This window comes from Bradyrhizobium barranii subsp. apii (assembly GCF_011516635.5).
In the GTDB taxonomy this organism is placed as follows: Bacteria; Pseudomonadota; Alphaproteobacteria; order Rhizobiales; family Xanthobacteraceae; genus Bradyrhizobium; species Bradyrhizobium barranii.
Map to the genome: position 1 here is coordinate 5,293,092 of NZ_CP096255.1, position 16,885 is coordinate 5,309,976.

12 protein-coding genes and 3 pseudogenes are annotated in these 16,885 nt (G+C 64.4%); 5 read left to right on the plus strand and 10 right to left on the minus strand.

The features are described 5' to 3' along the window. Nucleotides 1-300: 300 nt before the first annotated feature. Nucleotides 301-1,200, minus strand: a pseudogene (gene fsrB, locus HAP41_RS25165) (siderophore utilization protein FsrB); the annotation flags it as partial. A 116-nt stretch (nucleotides 1,201-1,316) separates the two neighbouring features. Here fsrB (HAP41_RS25165) and HAP41_RS25170 point away from each other — a divergent pair. Then, the gene (locus HAP41_RS25170) at nucleotides 1,317-2,660 is read left to right on the plus strand and encodes an IS1380 family transposase (RefSeq protein ID WP_166053720.1); all 1,344 of its coding nucleotides are present in this window, start codon (nucleotides 1,317-1,319) and stop codon (nucleotides 2,658-2,660) included. A gap of 170 nt (nucleotides 2,661-2,830) precedes the next feature. On the opposite strand, the pseudogene fsrB (HAP41_RS25175) reads toward HAP41_RS25170, so the two are convergent. From fsrB (HAP41_RS25175) to HAP41_RS25190, 4 genes and pseudogenes are all read right to left on the minus strand, one after another. After that, nucleotides 2,831-3,229: pseudogene (gene fsrB / locus HAP41_RS25175) on the minus strand (siderophore utilization protein FsrB); the annotation flags it as partial. A 553-nt stretch (nucleotides 3,230-3,782) separates the two neighbouring features. Continuing rightward, entirely contained in the window at nucleotides 3,783-5,189 is a 1,407-nt protein-coding gene (locus HAP41_RS25180) for a Dyp-type peroxidase (protein WP_166096556.1), read from the minus strand. A gap of 115 nt (nucleotides 5,190-5,304) precedes the next feature. Next, complete coding sequence (locus HAP41_RS25185; protein ID WP_224580743.1) at nucleotides 5,305-7,212, minus strand: primary-amine oxidase; 1,908 nt, start codon at nucleotides 7,210-7,212, stop codon at nucleotides 5,305-5,307. A 15-nt stretch (nucleotides 7,213-7,227) separates the two neighbouring features. Beyond that, nucleotides 7,228-8,424 (minus strand): annotated as a pseudogene (locus HAP41_RS25190) (serine hydrolase domain-containing protein). Nucleotides 8,425-8,603: 179 nt separating this feature from the next. On the opposite strand from HAP41_RS25190, the gene HAP41_RS25195 reads away from it, so the two are divergent. Further along, nucleotides 8,604-9,587, plus strand: coding sequence for a helix-turn-helix domain-containing protein (locus HAP41_RS25195; RefSeq protein ID WP_166096555.1), 984 nt, complete (start codon nucleotides 8,604-8,606; stop codon nucleotides 9,585-9,587). A gap of 175 nt (nucleotides 9,588-9,762) precedes the next feature. Here the strand turns inward: HAP41_RS25195 and HAP41_RS25200 are convergent, their stop codons facing one another. The 5 genes from HAP41_RS25200 to HAP41_RS25220 form a co-directional block, all read right to left on the minus strand. Beyond that, nucleotides 9,763-10,536, minus strand: coding sequence for a MetQ/NlpA family ABC transporter substrate-binding protein (locus HAP41_RS25200; protein ID WP_166096554.1), 774 nt, complete (start codon nucleotides 10,534-10,536; stop codon nucleotides 9,763-9,765). A 28-nt stretch (nucleotides 10,537-10,564) separates the two neighbouring features. Continuing rightward, nucleotides 10,565-11,221, minus strand: coding sequence for a methionine ABC transporter permease (locus HAP41_RS25205; RefSeq protein ID WP_166096553.1), 657 nt, complete (start codon nucleotides 11,219-11,221; stop codon nucleotides 10,565-10,567). Beyond that, the gene (locus tag HAP41_RS25210; RefSeq protein WP_175618083.1) at nucleotides 11,211-12,350 is read right to left on the minus strand and encodes a methionine ABC transporter ATP-binding protein; all 1,140 of its coding nucleotides are present in this window, start codon (nucleotides 12,348-12,350) and stop codon (nucleotides 11,211-11,213) included. Before HAP41_RS25210 ends, HAP41_RS25205 begins: the two co-directional genes overlap by 11 nt. 233 nt (nucleotides 12,351-12,583) lie before the next feature. Further along, nucleotides 12,584-14,056, minus strand: a complete 1,473-nt coding sequence (locus HAP41_RS25215; protein ID WP_063983311.1) for a DASS family sodium-coupled anion symporter — start codon at nucleotides 14,054-14,056, stop codon at nucleotides 12,584-12,586. Nucleotides 14,057-14,184: 128 nt separating this feature from the next. Next, nucleotides 14,185-14,991 (minus strand): enoyl-CoA hydratase/isomerase family protein, encoded by an 807-nt coding sequence (locus HAP41_RS25220; RefSeq protein WP_063986375.1) that lies wholly within the window; start codon nucleotides 14,989-14,991, stop codon nucleotides 14,185-14,187. 120 nt (nucleotides 14,992-15,111) lie between these two features. On the opposite strand from HAP41_RS25220, the gene nthA reads away from it, so the two are divergent. The 3 genes from nthA to HAP41_RS25235 are packed head-to-tail and all read left to right on the plus strand — an operon-like array spanning nucleotide 15,112 to nucleotide 16,768. After that, nucleotides 15,112-15,735, plus strand: coding sequence for a nitrile hydratase subunit alpha (gene nthA, locus HAP41_RS25225; RefSeq protein ID WP_063983312.1), 624 nt, complete (start codon nucleotides 15,112-15,114; stop codon nucleotides 15,733-15,735). Further along, nucleotides 15,732-16,391 carry a nitrile hydratase subunit beta gene (nthB, locus tag HAP41_RS25230; RefSeq protein ID WP_166096551.1) on the plus strand — a complete coding sequence of 220 codons (660 nt, stop codon included), beginning with the start codon at nucleotides 15,732-15,734 and terminating at the stop codon, nucleotides 16,389-16,391. Before nthA ends, nthB begins: the two co-directional genes overlap by 4 nt. After that, a complete protein-coding gene (locus HAP41_RS25235) occupies nucleotides 16,391-16,768 on the plus strand; it encodes a nitrile hydratase accessory protein (protein ID WP_063983314.1) in 378 nt (125 codons plus the stop codon). Before nthB ends, HAP41_RS25235 begins: the two co-directional genes overlap by 1 nt. Nucleotides 16,769-16,885: the final 117 nt, after the last annotated feature.

The window sequence follows — 16,885 nt, forward strand, 5'->3', positions numbered from 1 at the left end:
ACCGATCGACTGCTTCACTATGTGGAGCACGCGAACAAAGGGGTGGAGCGCAATCGGCTGTTGTCGCAGAGCATCGAAAGGGTTTTTGCGCTTCGACAGAACGCCTCGGCGGCGAATGATGACGCGTTCAAGACATCCAAAGTCGCTCGATTGAGAGGCAAGACGTCCGACGAACTGCTGGCGATGAAGAAATTCTCGCTAAGTCAGTTGAAACGTTACGAGCAGGCGCTGCAGACCGCGATGCCCATCGTCAACGAGCGGACTCGGTAAACGCACAGACGATCGAGCGGCACGCCGGCCCTACTCCGCCGGCGTGAGTTGCTGCCGGCTCAGGCGCATCGCCGCCGTCTCGCGCGCCCGGACGCGGGCGCGGCGCTTGCGCCACCAGATCACGACGCCGGTGACCGACAGTGCCGCCACCACGAGGCCCATGATCGAGATCAGGATGCGGCCGAACAGCCCGACGATGCGGCCCGAATGCAGCGGGAATTGCGCCTGCACGAAGATGTCGGCGGCGGTGCCGACCCACGGCAGCCGTTCGCCGATCGGACGGCCGTCCTCGCTGTCGTAATAGAGCTGGGCCGGCCCGACGCCGCCGGCGCCGTGATCGTCGCCGGGATGGAAGTAGGCGGCCGCGTAGACGCCATGGGCCGGGCCGTAGCTGAGCGCGCCGACCGGGACGGTCCACCCTCGCCCCTTGCCGTCAGCCGCCGCGCGCGCAGCAATGTCGGCGAACGTCACCCTGGGCTCGATGGGATCGTCGAGATTGCGGTAGGGCCGCTGCTCATAGGGCGTCGGCGTGTAGTTCGACACCATCTTCATCATCGGCGAGAACACCTCGAAATAGAGGTTCAGCGAGAACGCCGTGAAGGCGATGATGAACAGCACGCCCCAGGTCCACAGGCTGAAGGCGCGATGGATGTCGAAATTGATCCGGTAGGCGCTGCCCGATGCCTTGATGGTCCAGGCCGGCGCCCAGCGCGCCCAGAAGCCGCGTTCGAGCTGGCGCGTGACCTGGGGCGCCCGCGCGGCCTTGGCGCGCCGTCGCGAGGGCAGCGTCAGATAGAAGCCGACGAAGCAATCGATGGTCCAGATGATGGCGATGACGCCGAGCACGCGCATGCCCCAGCGATCGCTGCCCCAGAATTCCGGAATGTGCATGGTGTAGTGGAGCTTGTAGAGGAACGAGACTAACCCGTCTTATTCGTCAGAGGGCGCCTGAGAGGCTGGCGAGCGTGGTGTAAAGCGCTGATGCGGCGTAGGATTCGGTTGCAAAGCCAACCCCATCACCTTCAGCCGCGAACACCACGCCCGCCATGACCGACGATACGATTCTGCCCTTCTCGTTTCCAGCCGTTCACGCCAAGAAAGTCACAGCTGCCTTCGATGGCGGTCGGCTGACCTCGAACGGGGGCGTGATGCTTCTGGCGATGGCCGAGCGGCGTCTCGGCTTGGCCGACAATTTGGCCCGGGTGTTCCCGGATCGGCGCGATCCGACGCGGGTCGTGCACAGCCTGGTCGATATGTTCCGCGCGCGCATGTTCGCGATCTGCTGCGGCTACGAGGACGCCGACGACCTCGATCATCTGCGGTCCGATCCCGCATTCAAGCTGGCCTGCGGACGGCTGCCGGACACGGGTCGCGATCTGTGTTCCCAACCGACGCTGTCGCGTCTGGAGAATGCTCCGCGCCTGCGCGACGTGATCCGACTGACCTACACTTTGGTCGACGCATGGATGGATAGCTACCCGCGCGAGCCGGCATCCGTCACGCTCGACATCGATGATACCTGCGATGTCGTCCACGGCCATCAGCAGCTCTCGCTGTTCAACGCTCATTATGACGAACGCTGCTTCCTGCCGATCCACGTCTACGACACGGAGAAGAGCCGGCCCGTGGCGGTCGTGCTGCGGCCCGGCAAGACGCCGGGCGGCGTCGAGGTGCGTGCCCATCTGCGCCGCCTGGTACGGCATATCCGGACGCGGTGGCACAACACGCGAATTACGTTCCGTGGCGACGGGCACTATGCCCGGCCGGAGGCAATGGCGTGGTGCGAGACCAACGGCATCGACTACATCTTCGGTCTGTCCGGCACCAAGCCGCTCGCCAGAAAAGTCGACGCGGTCGCCGACGACATCCGCACGCGACGCGCCATCGAGAACCTGCCGGTTCTGCGCGGCTATACCGAGACGCGCCACAAGGCAAAGTCCTGGGATCGCGAACGACGCACCGTCGCCCGTATTGAGGCGACGATGCTCGGCCTCGACATCCGCTTCGTCGTCACCAGCCTCGATGTCGGCTCGGCCGAGTGGATCTACGACAGCCTGTATTGCGCGCGCGGCCAAGCCGAGAATCTGATCAAGCTGCATAAGACGCAGCTCGCCTCCGATCGCACCAGTTGCCGTTCGGCGCTCGCCAATCAAGTCCGCCTCGTTCTCCATACCGCCGCTTATTGGCTGATGCTGACCGTGCGCGACGCCATTCCCAAAGTCCGGGAATTGGCCACTGCCGAGTTCGCGACGCTGCGTCTTCGGCTCTTGAAAATCGCCGCCCGGGTTGTCGAGACCAAGAGCCGCATTCGCCTTGCGTTCGCCGCGGCATGTCCCGAAGCCGACCTGATCCGCAGCTTGCCCGGCGCGCTGCTGCCGCTCGGTCCTTGACCGGTGGGGCGTCCGCCCGCGTTCACCCAACCCATCCCTCAAGCGCGTTGCAAAGTACCGGTCGTCAGGCGGTGAAAAGCCGAAGGCAATCCTGTGCGCCTCGTCAGCGGAGGTGTGCGGATGCACCAGTCGGACCAAAATACCGCGCTCTCACGAATAGGGCGGGCTAAGTTTTCGCGCGTCACCGGCCACACCGCGCCCCAATAGCGCCGGCCGAGCTCCGCGCCGGTGTTGGGATCGAGGAAAATCTGGTTGTAGTCGATCGCGAAGCGTTTTCCCGTCGCCGGATCGATCCGCGGCATCACGAAGAACCACAGCGAGTGCCCCTCCTCCGGCGTCATGAAGAGGTAGACGACGCGTGCGCGGGGATCGCGCTGTTCGATCATCTTCGCGAGCTCGATCGAGGGAATCGCCGGGCCTTTGCTGGTGACATCGAACAGGTGGTGATTCAGCACCTCGTCGATCTCGTGGTCCCAGGAGATGATCGCCCCGGTGATGCCGGAGAAGAACAGGAAGCCGGCCGTCAGCAGTCCCGCCCAGCGATGCAGCCTGCCAAATATCGCTCTCATCGTCTCGACTCTCATCAAGCGGGGCGGGCGCGCGGCGCCGGCGCTTCCACCGAGACCGTGGGAATTTGAGTCTGCGCCTGCACGGGCGCGAAGGGAACGCAGAGAGCGAATATGCTGACGGCGCCGAAGAAAAGCACCTGAAGCTGTCGAACACGCGCATTGGAGCACGAACGAAGTTGGAAGTCTGACACGTCTATCGAGGTCCCACGCACTGCCGGCTTTGCCGGAATGATTTTTGGACTCTCGCCCTAACGCGGGGGCATTCTCAGTGCGAGAGACGCAGAGTTAGAATCTATCGAGACCGGGGAATAAATCGTGCGACCAATGCGCCCATCTGCGCGTCGAGGTGCATCGCCGGCCTCTATGATCGCTTCGATATGGAATGCTTCTAGAGTGAGAACATTCGCCGCTTGTCCGCGACCGCCTGGAAACGGCGGGCTCGCTGTCTCGCGCCGCTCGCCGGAGCTTGGGCGATCAGCGCTGCCGCGAACGAATTGCTACGACGACAATGCGACGGCTGACGGAGACCCGTCACCAGGACATTGCCGGCAGTTCAACCTTGCGCGTCAATCATCGTGTTGAGTGCTTTAACGCTCGGCGCAAACAGCACTGCGACACCCTTGTAGCGGATAAACTGCTTCATCTGGAACGTCACGGAGCCGTCCCCCGCGAGCGGAACCTGGAACCGGGTCTCGGCCTTTGGGTCTGCCCGGTTTCCGGTCAACGCATCCTGCGCATTGGCTCCGTTCGGAAGGCGCATGTAGGCGTCGGCAAAGTCCGTCTGATGCATCCACCGCAGGATGGTATAGAATTGCTCGTTGATCCTGGCGAAGTAGAAAAGCCCTACGATGCCGCGGTCCTTGCCGTCGTCCTCCGTGCTCTCCAGATGAGGACCGTAGGAAAATCCGCGGCGTATGACTCGCGGCGGCCCCTTGGGGAAACGAATCTGATTGGCAAATTTCAGCGGATGATCGCGGCAATTGACAATGCGAATGTGAGCCCCGAGCGGGCATTTGACGCCGTTTGGATCGTCGCCATAGCCGAAAGCATCGTTCAATTGCGGGGTCGATGGTGGTGCATCCGGAAAACGTGACAGCGGCGACCCGTGTCGCCAGCGCCCCATCATCTTGGCCGCGATCCATTCCTCGGCCAGTTCCGGACCGACATGCGGCGCCGCCTGCGGTGCATTCGCCTTCAGGAATTTGTTGAAGGCCGCGACGTCCTGATAAAGCCACGACAGGCCGACGAATGATCCATCGCGCGCGAAGTCCTGCCATGGACCGGGCTTGAACGGTGCAGTGGGAAAATCGCTGTTCGGATAGCCGACGACGATCTCGCGACAATCGACGGCGTCGGAAGCCCTGGCAGCCGGCGCATCCTTCCAGTCAACATTGGGCGCGGTGATTCCATCGCGATAGCCAAAATGCAGGCGGCCGTCGGCTGGCCGACAGCCGGACAGCGCACCGTCGTCCCAACTTTCAAGTGACAATTCCCGGACACCGAATCCTGTCGCCGACTGCCGCACCTGCGCGAGGCAATCGGCTTTCTGCTCGGGCGTATCGAACCCGATATGGATGGCGAGATCGATATCGCTCGACTTGAACTTGCCGTCCCACCATCCCGCCGGAGCGCTGGCGTCGAAGAAACCGAGCTGTGTCGCAATGCCGCCATCCGGCGCCTGCGCGGGGTCCACGAACGATACCTCGAACTGCCGCCGCCCCTGCGCGACGTCAAGGTCGGGGCGACCCGACATCAATGTCGCGATGCCGTTCCAACTGAACATGAAGTGGAACGCGGGACCCTCGGCGTCCGGGCCCGCCCCCACCGCGGCCCGCGGTATCCATTGCCGCAGGAAGGACCTGGCACCGCCGACGTCGCCAAACCTAAACAACAGAACCGCGAGTAGCGGCTTGGCGGAGCTTCGAGCGACGATTGCCTGCAAATTGTCGAGATCCACCATGGCGCCTGTCCTGCAAGAACGGTCAGCCGATAGGCAGCCTCAAAGCCGGCCTATCACGAAGTGCAAATACGCTCTGAAAGCTATTTCCCGAGCTTTGCCAGAATGTCTGCGACAGTCATGCCGTCATAAGCCGAGAACAGCCAGCCGGACGGGTTGCCGCTGATGTCGGTTGAGCCGTCGGTCGCCGTGCCCAGCGAGCGCGCGTTGTGGTTCTTCGAGAAAAGGAGTGCCAGACCACGAGATCTGTATTCTCGATATTGCGGTTCTGCGCGGCGTAGCGCGGCAGGCCGTCGCCGCCGGCATGGACATTGGGATAATCGCCGCTGGCGTATTTCTCGTCCTTGTCGAAGGCCGTGACCCAGACATGCTTCGTCGCAAAGCCGCCGCGCTTGCGCACGTAGCTGCCCTCCTGCGCCAGCATCAGCGGGCTCGGATTGACCACGAGCTTGTAGGCCGGCGCGTTGCCGACCGAATTGGTCTCGTTGGGATTGCTGATCTTCCAGAACCGGCCGGTCTCGCCGTTCGCAATGGCAGCCGCATCACGCTCGCGCGACAACACGCGCGTGGTGGTGTCGAAGGCATTGCCGTGCGGATTGTCCGCGCCCCAGGGCCGCGGCACGAACTCGTGCTCGGTGACGGTATTGCCGCCGCCGTCGAGATCCATGTGCAGGCGCACGTTGAAGAAATGCTGGTGCGTCGGCCCGCCCAGATTGTCGTCGACCATCCCGCCCCATTTGTACTTTTCGCCGGATGGCACAGCGGCGGTCTGGATGATGCCGGTGAGTTTTGTTTCGAGCTGGATCGTGCCGTCCTGGTACAGGTACCAGTAGAAGCCGTAATCGTAATTGCCGACGGTGGCGAAGAACGAGATGACGAGCCGTCGCGAGCGTCGGACCTCGAACAGGCCGTTGCGGAATTCGTAATGCTTCCAGGCAATTCCGTAATCTTCTTCATGCATGCAGATGGCGTTCTGCATGACGAAGGGCGCGCCCTTGTTGTCGGCGGCCGGCACGTCGAAATAATGGATGTTGCCGAGACAGTCGCAGCCGAGCTCGAGCGCGTTCGCGAGCATGCCGAGCCCGTATTCGCCGGCATCGAACGCCGACTTCCAGAAATGGTTCTCGGTCGGATCGGCATAGGGCACCACCATCTCGGTGACGCTGGCGCGATGGATCAGCGAGCGCTTGCGATCACCGTCCTGGTAGGCGAGCTGATGCAGCACCAGCCCTTCGCGCGGCGTGAAGCCGACGCGAAAGCTCCATTTCTGCCAGTCGACCTTCCAGCCATCGACCTTGAAGCTCGCGCCCTCCGGCTGTTCGATATGCAGCGGCTTGATGTCGGTGCGCGGGTTTTTGACTTCATGCGCGCCGTAATTCCGCTTTTTGCGCGGGATCGGCACGATCGGGTCTGCGTCCGTGAGGTCGATGACCTTGCCGCCGATCAGGTCGACCACAGCGACTACGCCCTCGATCGGATGGGCGTAGCCGTTGTCCTGCAGATGTTCGCGGAAAAAGCTGACGGCGCGCACGATACGGGCGCCGCGCTCGTACTCAAAATCGAAGAAGCCCGAGGAGAACGGATCGACCTGGACCAGCTCGATATCCTTGTCGGTGAGCCCGCGGCGGACCATCGCCGCGCGCCAGCCTGGATCGGCCTTCACCACGGCCTCGCACTTGAAGAATTCCTCCAGCATCACCGGCGGCTGCCCGTAGGGCGCCTCGCGGTGCGGAATGACCTTGCGGCCGACAATCTCATTGCGCGCGAGATCGACGATGTGCTCGATCGCCTCGCCCGTGGTGATGTCCAGCGTGAGCGCGAAGGCGCGGCGCCCTGCTCCGCCCGCAGCCAATTCCTGTTTGGTCGGCTCCTCCAGCCGCACCGTCGGGAAGCGGCAGTTCTCCGGCGAGGTCGCGGCGGCACGAACCAGCGTGCAGGCGGCCGTGATCTCTTCGGCCGTCAGGGGATCGAGCGGATGAGGTGCGGCCGCTTGAATCGGTGATTTGGCTTTGACGGTATCGAGCATGATGATGACCAAGAATCAGCGCGGGGCGAGATGCGCGGTGATGGCGCGGAAGGCGGCGAGCCAGCGGTGGTCGAGCGGAACGTCCATCGCCTTCGGCTGCGTCGCGAGCTTGACGATGACGGTGTCGGTGGCTGCGTCGATATAGAGCCATTGGCCGTGAATGCCGATCCCCGCGAGATCGTTGCGCGAGGGATCGATCGTGTACCATTTGCTGCGGTAGCGGGCGCCCGGGAAAATGTCGGCGAGATCACCGTCTTTCCACGCCTGGGGATCGCCGTTCTCGTGGATGTCGTCGATCCACCAGCCCGGCACCACCTGCCGGCCCTCGACCACGCCGCGGCAGCGGATCATTTCGCCGAAGCGCAGCAGATCGCGTGCGGTGACGGAAAGCCCGCCGGCGATGCGGCCCATGCCGTGGCTGTCGAGTGTGAGGGAGCCGTCCTCCTCGGCGCCCATCGGCTGCCAGAGATAGTCGGAGAGGATGCGATGGTAAGGCATGCCGCAGGCGCGCTCATAGACCCAGCCGAGCACTTCCGTGTTGGTCGAGACGTAGTGGAACACCTTGCCGTGCGGCTTTCCTGTCCCGCGCAGCGTGGTGAGATAGGCGCGCTGATGGCCGGCCTCGACGCCTGGCGGCGGCACGTCCCAGCCCGAGGAGAAGCGTTAGCGCGCGACGTCGCCGGCGGGGTCCTCGTAATCCTCCTCGAACTTGATCGCGACCGCCATGTCGAGGACGTTGCGGACGGTGCAGCTGCCATAGACCGAGCTCTCCAGCTCCGGCACGTAGCGCACCACCCTCGCCTCCGGATCGAGCAGGCCGCGCGCGGCCAGCACGCCGCCGAGCGTGCCGGCGATCGACTTGCTGATGGAGCAGATCAGATGCGGCGTGGTAACGCTCATGCCGTCGCCGTACCATTCGTGGATCAGCGTGCCCCGGTGCATGACCAGCAGCGCATCGCCGAAGGTTTCGCGCGACGTGGCCTCGACCGTGGTCGGCTTGCCGTCCGGCGCGGTGAAGCTGAGCTTTTGCAGCTCGCGCGGCGCGCTTGCCATCGGTGTGGGATGCGCGGAGCGGCGAACCTCCGCGGTCGGCAGCACTTCGCGGGTGTGGGTGAAGCCCCAGCGGATGGCGGGAAAGCTGCGCCAATTGGCACGGGTCACCTGGGCCTCGGGCGTGGGCGGGCTGCCGCGCATGATGTCCGTCGGTCGCATCTCGATCCTCCGCAAGGCCATCCCGACTGCGATGTCGGAACGGCAAGGGAGAAGACTGCACACAGGCCGCATCGGGCGTTATCGAGATCCGGCAATATTTTGCTGGACAGCGGCCATGGCCGTGCCAGTCTGGCGTAGTTCTTGCTGGCTATTCGGCTTGCAAATTCTGACGTGCTGTCATGGCCTTAAGCGCAACTCTTCCGATTCAAGACTCGGCTGCCAATCTACTTCAAGCGAGCAGCACGGATGTCGACGAGCATTGCGCCACGCTCGGCCGCTGGCGGCTGAGCTACGACCAGCGCCGGGCGTTCCGGGGCAGCTTCACGCAACTCTCCCTGCCCCGGCTCGAAGTGTTCTGCGAGATCACCAGCCAGCAGGTGCGCCAATATGGCCAGTTAGGTGCCGACAGCTTTGGCATCGGTCTGCCCTGGCACGGCGATGGCGAGGTGAATTGCAACGGGGCCAGTGTTGCGGGCTCCCAGGTCATCGCCAGCATCGACGCCGAGATCGACATGTGTACGCCGAAGGCGTTCGAGTTGCGCGGTGTCGTCGCCAGCGCGGTGCTGATCGCGGAGCTTGCGGCACGGCTCGACATCGAATTGCCGCGCGCCGTCTGGCACCAGTTGCGGGTGATCGAGATGGCGGCGGCGCCGGTCGCGCGGCTGCGCGCCCACCTCGCCGCCATTCACGAGACCATCACGGCCGCACCCGAACGGTTCGACGATCCGGCCGCGCGGCAAGCGCTGGAGGACGCCCTCCTCGTCGAGATCATGGACATGCTGCCGACGGCCCAGCCCAGCGATCCCGGCCGCAGCGCCACGGCGCGCAAGCGCACCGTGGATCGCGCCCGTGAGCTGATGCATGGCAGCGGTGATCGCTCGCTGTCGCTGCTGGAGGTCTGCAAGGCGGTCGGCGCGAGCCCGCGCAAGCTCGGCTATTGCTTTCAGGAAGTCGTGGGCACGAGCCCGATGCATTACTGGCGCGCGATGCGGCTGAACCGGGTGCGGCGGGACCTGAAGCGCGCCAGTGGCGCCGAGACGTCGATCTACGACGTCGCCGTGCAACACGGCTTCTGGCACTTCAGCCAGTTCTCGCTCGACTACAAGCGCCACTTCTCCGAGCTGCCCTCGGAGACGCTGCGGCGCGCGAGGCTTGTCGCCTGACGCGCGCGTCTTCTACTCCAGGACAAGTCGTGGCTAGCAGCTCGCTTGCGGCCATCCTTCGAGACGCCCGCCTCTGGCGGGCCCTCAGGATGAGGTCATTTTGCAGCGAGATATCAGACCCTCATGGTGAGGAGCCCGCGCAAGCGGGCGTCTCGAACCATGCAGGCCGGGCACGTTACCAGGTCGGCAAATACGTACCCTTGAAGCGCGTCTCAAGAAACGCCTTCACGGGATCGGAGTGATAGACCGCGATCAGCTGCTTGACCCACGGCTTGTCCTTGTCCTCCTCGCGGACCGCGAGGATGTTGACCCAGGGACCATCGGGGTTTTCGCGCGCGATCGCATCGGTCGCCGGATTGAGGCCGGCCTGCACGGCGTAATTGTTGTTGATCGAGACGACGTCGACGTCCTGCAGCGCGCGCGGAAGCTGGGCGGCATCGAGCTCGACGAAGCGCAGCTTCTTCGGGTTCTCGGTGATGTCGGCAATGCTCGAAGCGACGTTGTTCGGATCCTTCAGCTTGATCACGCCGTGCAGCGCCAAAATCATCAGGCCGCGCGCGCCGTTGGAAGGATCGTTGGCGATCGCAACGCGGGCGCCTTCGGGCAGGTCAGCAAGTTTCTTGTACTTCTGCGAATAGACGCCCTGCGGCGAACCGATCGTGTTCGCGACCTTGACGATTTTCCAGCCGGTCTTGGAGATCTGGTTCTTCAGGTAAGGCTCGTGTTGGAACGAGTTCGCCTCGAGATCCCTGAGCGCCAGCGCCTGGTTCGGAATGACGTAGTCGGTGAACTCGACCACCTTGATGTCGAGGCCGCGCTCGGCGCCGACCTTCTTCACCACGTCCAGGATCTCGGCATGGGGGCCGGCGGTGACGCCGACGCGGATGGTTTCAGCTTGAGCGGTGGTCGCAAGCAAGGCTGCAGCCGCAAGGGTTGCGAGAAAACGCATTGAAGTCTCCAGTTTCAAAGAATGTGGTTCAGCGTTGCCGCAGCCGGCGGTTGACCCGGCGTGCGAGATAATCGCCCGCGCTCTGGACGAGTTGCACCAGCGCGATCAGAACGACCACGACGGCCAGCATCATTTCCGGCATGAAGCGCTGATAGCCGTAGCGGATGCCGAGATCGCCGAGCCCGCCGCCGCCGACCATGGCCGAGTAGCCGAGCAGGCTGACCACCGCGAGCGTCAGCGCCAGGAGCAAGCCGGGCAACGCTTCGGGGATCAGTACCTTGAGAACGATCTGGATCGGTGATGCCCCGAACGAGGACGCGGTTTCGATCAGGCCGCCATCGACCTCGCGGATCGCAGCTTCGACCAGGCGCGCGATAAACGGCGTCGATGCGACGACCAGCGGCACGATCGCGGCAGTCGATCCGATCGAGGTGCCGGCAATGAGCCGGGTGAACGGGATGATGGCGACAACCAGGATGATGAAGGGCGTGGAGCGCGTCGCATTGACGACCATGCCGAGCACGCGATTGATGGTGGGCGCCGCGAACAGCTCGCCTTTCCGGCTGGTCGCGAGGAACACGCCGAGCGGCAGGCCGAAGGCGGTGCCGAGCAGTGCCGCGATGCCGACCATGTACAGGCTTTCGCCGGTGGCCTGGATGATCAGGTTAATGAGTTCAGGCGACATAGCCGAGACGCTCCGCCGAGAATTGATATTGAGAGAGCCAGGCGAGCGTCCGCGTCGCCGTGTCCTCGCTGCCGGGAATGCCGAGCACCAGCGAGCCCACATGCTGGCCACCGATCTCGTCGATGCGGGCCGACAGCAGCGAGACGTCGAGACCGAGCTCGCGGGCGAGCCGCGCCACCAGCGTGTCGCCGGCCCCTGCCCCGCGCACCTGGACGCGGATCACGGCCTGCCCGCCCGCGGACGGCTCCGCCACGATCCGGCTCGCAAGCGACACCGGCAGGCTGTCGCCGATGACTTCGGCGAGGAAAGACTGCGTGATCGGATGTTTGGGATGAGTGAAGATGTCGGCGACATGGCCGCTCTCGACGATGTGGCCGGCGTCGAGCACGACCACTTCCTTGGCAAGCTGGCGCACCACGGACATTTCGTGGGTGATCAGCACGATGGTCACGCCCAGCTCGCGATTGATGTTGGCGAGCAGATCGAGGATCGCGCGCGTGGTTTGCGGGTCGAGCGCCGAGGTCGCCTCGTCCGACAGCAGCACGCTCGGCCGCGTCGCCAGCGCACGGGCAATGCCGACGCGCTGCTTCTGGCCGCCCGAGAGTTCGGAAGGATAGCGGTCGTGCTTGTCGGCGATGCCGACCAGCGCCAGCAGCTCGGCGACGCGGGCCCTGATGTCGGCCTTGGCCCAGCCGGCGATCTCCAGCGGCAGCGCGATGTTGTCGGCCGCCGTGCGCGACGACAGCAGGTTGAAATGCTGGAAGATCATCCCGATCGAGCGCTGCGCCAGCCGCAATTCGCGGCCTGCCAGCGCCGAGATATCGCTGTTGTCGACGATCACGCGGCCCGTGGTCGGCTTCTCCAGCCCGTTGATGAGCCGGACCAGGCTCGACTTGCCGGCGCCGGAGCGGCCGATGACGCCAGTGATCGAGCCGCGCGCAATCGCGAAGTCGATGTCTTGCAGCGCGTTGACGCCGGGCTTGCCGCGATAGGCCGGATAGATCTTCGAGATGCCCTCGAAACGGACCATCGCGTCAGCGTTCCGGGCGGCAGGTGAAATCGCTTCAAGCGTTTCGATCTTCTGTCCGATCGCGAGCGATTGGTGGGCGTTCATGGAGGCGGCCTTCATGCACAACAGTTCCTGCTGCCCCCGTGGGGCATGCGGGAACCGGTCGCGTCAAGCGACGGAGAGTGAAATCGCGGCGAGGGTTCGGGTGGAACACGCTGCACTGCAGCACACACCATCGCCTTTTCGGGTCTTCCTTGCAATGTCAGATATTTGCAGGGAGTTGGACGAAGTTTTCCTAATCCCACCCCGGCGAAGAAAATTCGTCTGCCGGGGGTATGAGCTTCCGGCCCCGCTCAACTGATCTGCAACCAGGGCAGCACGATCAGCAGAAGTCCCGCGAAATAGAGCAGCCCGAACAGCAGCCCAAAGCCCCAGAACTGGCCCTTCCCGATGTAGCCGCTGCCGAAATACATCGGCGCGGGTCCCGTCGCGTAAGGCGAGATCACGCCCATCAGGCCGAGCGAATACATGCAGAGCATGGCGAGCGTCGTGACCGGCAGGCCGGGAATGCCCGATCCGACCGCGAGCACCACCGGCAGCACGGCTGCGGCATGCGAGGTGATGCTCGAGAAGAAGTAGTGGATCCAGAAGAACAGCGCGACCAGCAGGATCATCGCGGTCGACGGCGACAGCCCCGCGAGCGGTTTGGCGTATTCGGTCGCGAACCATTTGATGAAGCCGATCTCGTTGAGGCCCGAGGCCAGCGTCAGCAGCGAGGTGAAATAGAAGAACACCTCCCAGGCGCTCTTCTCGCTGACGATGTCGGCGAATTCGATCACACCCGTCACCAGCATCAGCGAGATCACGATGAACACGACGGTGGTGGCGTTGACGAAGTTCGAGCCGAGCAGCGGCACGTGGATGTCCGGGCTCGAGCCCGCGATCCACAGGAACATCGCGAGGATGATCAGAGCCAGCATGATCCACTCGTTGCGCGACATCGGGCCCATCTCGCTGACCTCCCTGGCCGCCCATTCGGAGATCTCCGGGCTGTGCTTCACCTCGGGACGGCAGACCACATAGCTTAGCAGCGGCACGAGGATCATCAGGAGGATGCCGAGCGGCGCAAAGCCGACGAACCACTGCGCCCAGCTCACCTCGACGCCGGCGGTCCTCTTGGCGATCGCAAGCGCGGCCGCATTGGGCGCGAGCGCGGTGAAGAACAGCGAGCTGGTGATCGCGGTTGCCGCAAACGCCGTCCACATCACATAGGTGCCGATCTTGCCGGCGGTCGGCCCGGGCTCGGAGCCGTAGATGCGCGGGATGTTGCTGATGATGGGATAGACGATGCCGCCGCTGCGCGCGGTGTTGGATGGCGTCGCTGGTGCCAGCAGGAAGTCCGACATCGCGACCGCATAGCCGAGACCGAGCGTGTTGCGGCCGAGCTTCTGCACCAGCACCAGCGCGATACGGCGGCCGAGCTGGCTCTTGCGATAACCGATCGAGAATACGAAGGCGCCAACGATCAGCCACACCGTGCTCTCGGCAAATCCCGCCAGCATCCAGCGCAGCGATTTGCCGGGATCGGGATCGATATAGCCGGCGACGCCCGCGACCGTCAGCCCGATGAACCCGACCGCGCCGACCGGCATCGATTCCAGGATGAGCCCGGTTATGACGGCCGCGAACACGGCAAAATAGTGCCATTGATTGGCGTTGAGACCGGTCGGCACCGGCCATAGATAGATGGCCAGCCACACCACGAGCGGCGCGATCAGCTTCCAGCTAAACCCTTTTGCCTGAGGCGTCTGCGAGCTAGCGGCCATGGGCCCTCCCCCCTCGATTGTCGTCGCATTGTACCGCCCGTTGGCCGAGCCGTTTTTGTCCTAGCGCGGCGTATACGGACTGTCCGCGGCGCGATCAATGGCCTGACTTCACGTTCTACCGCCCCTTGCTACCGCCCCTTGAAGCGCGGCTTGCGGCGGGTCAGGAACGCCTCGATGCCCTCCTTGTGGTCTTCGGTGAGACTCGCCAGCGCGAACTGGTCGACGTCCATGTGGCTGGCGAGATCGTCCAGCGCATGTGCCAGCCGGTTGACGGTCAGCTTGGTCATGGCGACCGAGAGCGGCGGCTGCGCGGCGACCTTCCGGGCAAGCTCCATGGCGGCATCGAACGCATGGCCGGGATCGGCCACCTGCTCCACCAGGCCCCATTCATAGGCCTCATCAGCGCTGATGCGCTGGTCGGCCAGGATCACCGCCTGCTTGGTGCGGGCCGGCCCGATCAGATGCAGCATGCGCGGGATGCTCTGCCAGCTCATGTTCATGCCGAGCCCGATCTCGGGCACGCGCAGATGCGCGTCGTGCCCCATCACGCGGAAGTCGAGCGCCACGGCCAGTGCGACGCCGCCGCCGACGCAAAAACCCTCGATGGCCGCGATCGTGATCTGCTCCATCTCATGCCAGGCATGGGTCAGACGCGGCCCGAGCTTGAGATGCCGCCGCAGCGTGCCGAGATCCATGTCCTTGCGCGAGCGGCCCTCGGCATCCTTGAGGTCGAAGCCGGCGCTGAAGGCGCTGGTGCTGCCCGTCAGAACCACGACGGACGTTGCGGCATCATCCTCGAAGCTGCGCGCGGCCGCGGTGAGCTGGCGTAGCGCCTCCGGCGAGAGCGCGTTGATGCCGTCGCCGCGGTCGAACCGCACCACCGCAATCCGCCCCTCCGGTCCGAGGCCCTTCTCGATCGTCACGAAGTTCGTCACCAATGTCTCCCAATCCGCTTTGCTGCGAGGCTAGCCTACATCCGGCCTCACGAATATGGGACCCGGTTGCGCCCCAGCGCATACTCGACAGGCAGGGACCATTGCGCCTATCTTTGCGCCATGAGCCACGATCACGACCATCATCACGACCACTCCGAGCTGTCGGAGACCGAGCTGCGCGTGCGCGCGCTCGAGACGATCTTGACAGAAAAAGGCTATGTCGAGCCGGCCGCGCTCGACGCCATCATCCAGGCCTATGAGACCAGGATCGGACCGCACAACGGCGCGCGCGTCGTCGCCAAGGCCTGGACCGATCCTGCGTTCAAGAAGGCGCTGCTGGAGGATGGCTCGAAGGCCATCGGCACGCTCGGCCATGTCAGCCGCGTCGGCGACCATCTCGTCGTGGTCGAGAATACGCCAGAGCGACACAACATGGTCGTGTGCACGCTGTGCTCCTGCTACCCTTGGGAGATGCTGGGGCTGCCGCCGGTCTGGTACAAGGCTGCGCCCTACCGCTCGCGCGCGGTGAAGGACCCGCGCGGCGTGCTCGCCGATTTCGACGTCACGCTGCCCAAGGACATGGAAATCCGTGTCTGGGATTCGACGGCCGAGACCCGCTTCCTGGTGCTGCCGATGCGCCCCGCGGGCACCGAAGGCTGGAGTGAGGAGCAGCTTGCCGAGCTGGTTACGCGCGATTCCATGATCGGCACCGGCTTTCCCAAGACGCCTGGAGCGCCGTCGTGAACGGCGTGCACGACATGGGCGGCATGGACGGGTTCGGCAAGGTCGAGGCCGAGCCGAACGAGCCGATGTTTCACGAGGAGTGGGAATCGCGTGTTCTCGCCATGGTGCGCGCGATGGGCGCCGCCGGCGCGTTCAACATCGACACCTCGCGCTTCTATCGCGAGACGCTGCCGCCGCACGTCTATCTCTCGAGCTCCTACTACAAGAAATGGTTTCTCGGGCTCGAGGAGATGCTGGTCGAGAAGGGCTACCTCACCCGGGACGAGGTCGCCGCCGGCCACGCGATGCAGCCTGCAAAGGCGCTCAAGCACGGCAAGTTCGACCTCGCCAATGTCGAGCGCGTCATGGTGCGCGGCAAGTTCGCCCGCCCTGCTCCGGCGCCGGCAAAATTCAACATCGGCGATCGCGTCCGCGCCAAGAACATTCATCCGACCACGCATACGCGGCTGCCGCGCTATGTGCGCGGCCACGTCGGTGTCGTCGAGCTGAACCACGGCTGCCACGTATTTCCGGATTCGGCGGCGATGGAGCTCGGCGAAAATCCGCAATGGCTTTACACGGTGGTGTTCGAGGGCCGCGATCTCTGGGGCGCGGACGGTGATCCGACCTTGAAGGTGTCGATCGACGCCTTCGAACCCTATCTGGACCCGGCGTGATGAGCAGCCCGGCTGCGGCCGCTGCGACGGCGGCCATTCCGAGCATTCCGCGCGATGACGACGGCCCGGTGTTCCGCGCACCCTGGGAAGCGCATGCGTTTGCGATGGCGCTGACGCTGCACGAGCGCGGCGTGTTCACCTGGCCGGAATGGGCCGCAGCCTTGGCCTCCGAGATCAAGCGCGCCCAAGCCGCCGGCGACCCTGACACGGGCGAGACCTATTACCTGCACTGGCTCGCCACGCTGGAAGGTTTGGTTGCAAGCAAGGGCGTCGCATCGGCGGAGACGCTGCACCGCTACCGCGACGCCTGGGACCACGCCGCGGATCGTACGCCGCACGGTAAGCCGATCGAGCTGCGGCCGGAGGATTTTCGGTAGGTCTTGGCTCCCCCGTCATTGCGAGCGCAGCGAAGCAATCCAGTATCTCTCCGCGGTGACAGTCTGGATTGCTTCGTCGCTTCGCTCCTCGCAATGACGCGTTGAAGGAGCGCAAGC

Coding starts and splice junctions, on each gene's coding strand:
- HAP41_RS25195 (WP_166096555.1), top strand. CDS start 8,604: ATGGCCTTAAGCGCAACTCTTCCGATTCAAGACTCGGCTGCCAATCTA.
- HAP41_RS25200 (WP_166096554.1), bottom strand. CDS start 10,536: ATGCGTTTTCTCGCAACCCTTGCGGCTGCAGCCTTGCTTGCGACCACC.
- HAP41_RS25235 (WP_063983314.1), top strand. CDS start 16,391: ATGAGCAGCCCGGCTGCGGCCGCTGCGACGGCGGCCATTCCGAGCATT.
- HAP41_RS25205 (WP_166096553.1), bottom strand. CDS start 11,221: ATGTCGCCTGAACTCATTAACCTGATCATCCAGGCCACCGGCGAAAGC.
- HAP41_RS25215 (WP_063983311.1), bottom strand. CDS start 14,056: ATGGCCGCTAGCTCGCAGACGCCTCAGGCAAAAGGGTTTAGCTGGAAG.
- nthA (WP_063983312.1), top strand. CDS start 15,112: ATGAGCCACGATCACGACCATCATCACGACCACTCCGAGCTGTCGGAG.
- HAP41_RS25185 (WP_224580743.1), bottom strand. CDS start 7,212: ATGCTCGATACCGTCAAAGCCAAATCACCGATTCAAGCGGCCGCACCT.
- HAP41_RS25170 (WP_166053720.1), top strand. CDS start 1,317: ATGACCGACGATACGATTCTGCCCTTCTCGTTTCCAGCCGTTCACGCC.
- HAP41_RS25210 (WP_175618083.1), bottom strand. CDS start 12,350: ATGAAGGCCGCCTCCATGAACGCCCACCAATCGCTCGCGATCGGACAG.
- HAP41_RS25180 (WP_166096556.1), bottom strand. CDS start 5,189: ATGGTGGATCTCGACAATTTGCAGGCAATCGTCGCTCGAAGCTCCGCC.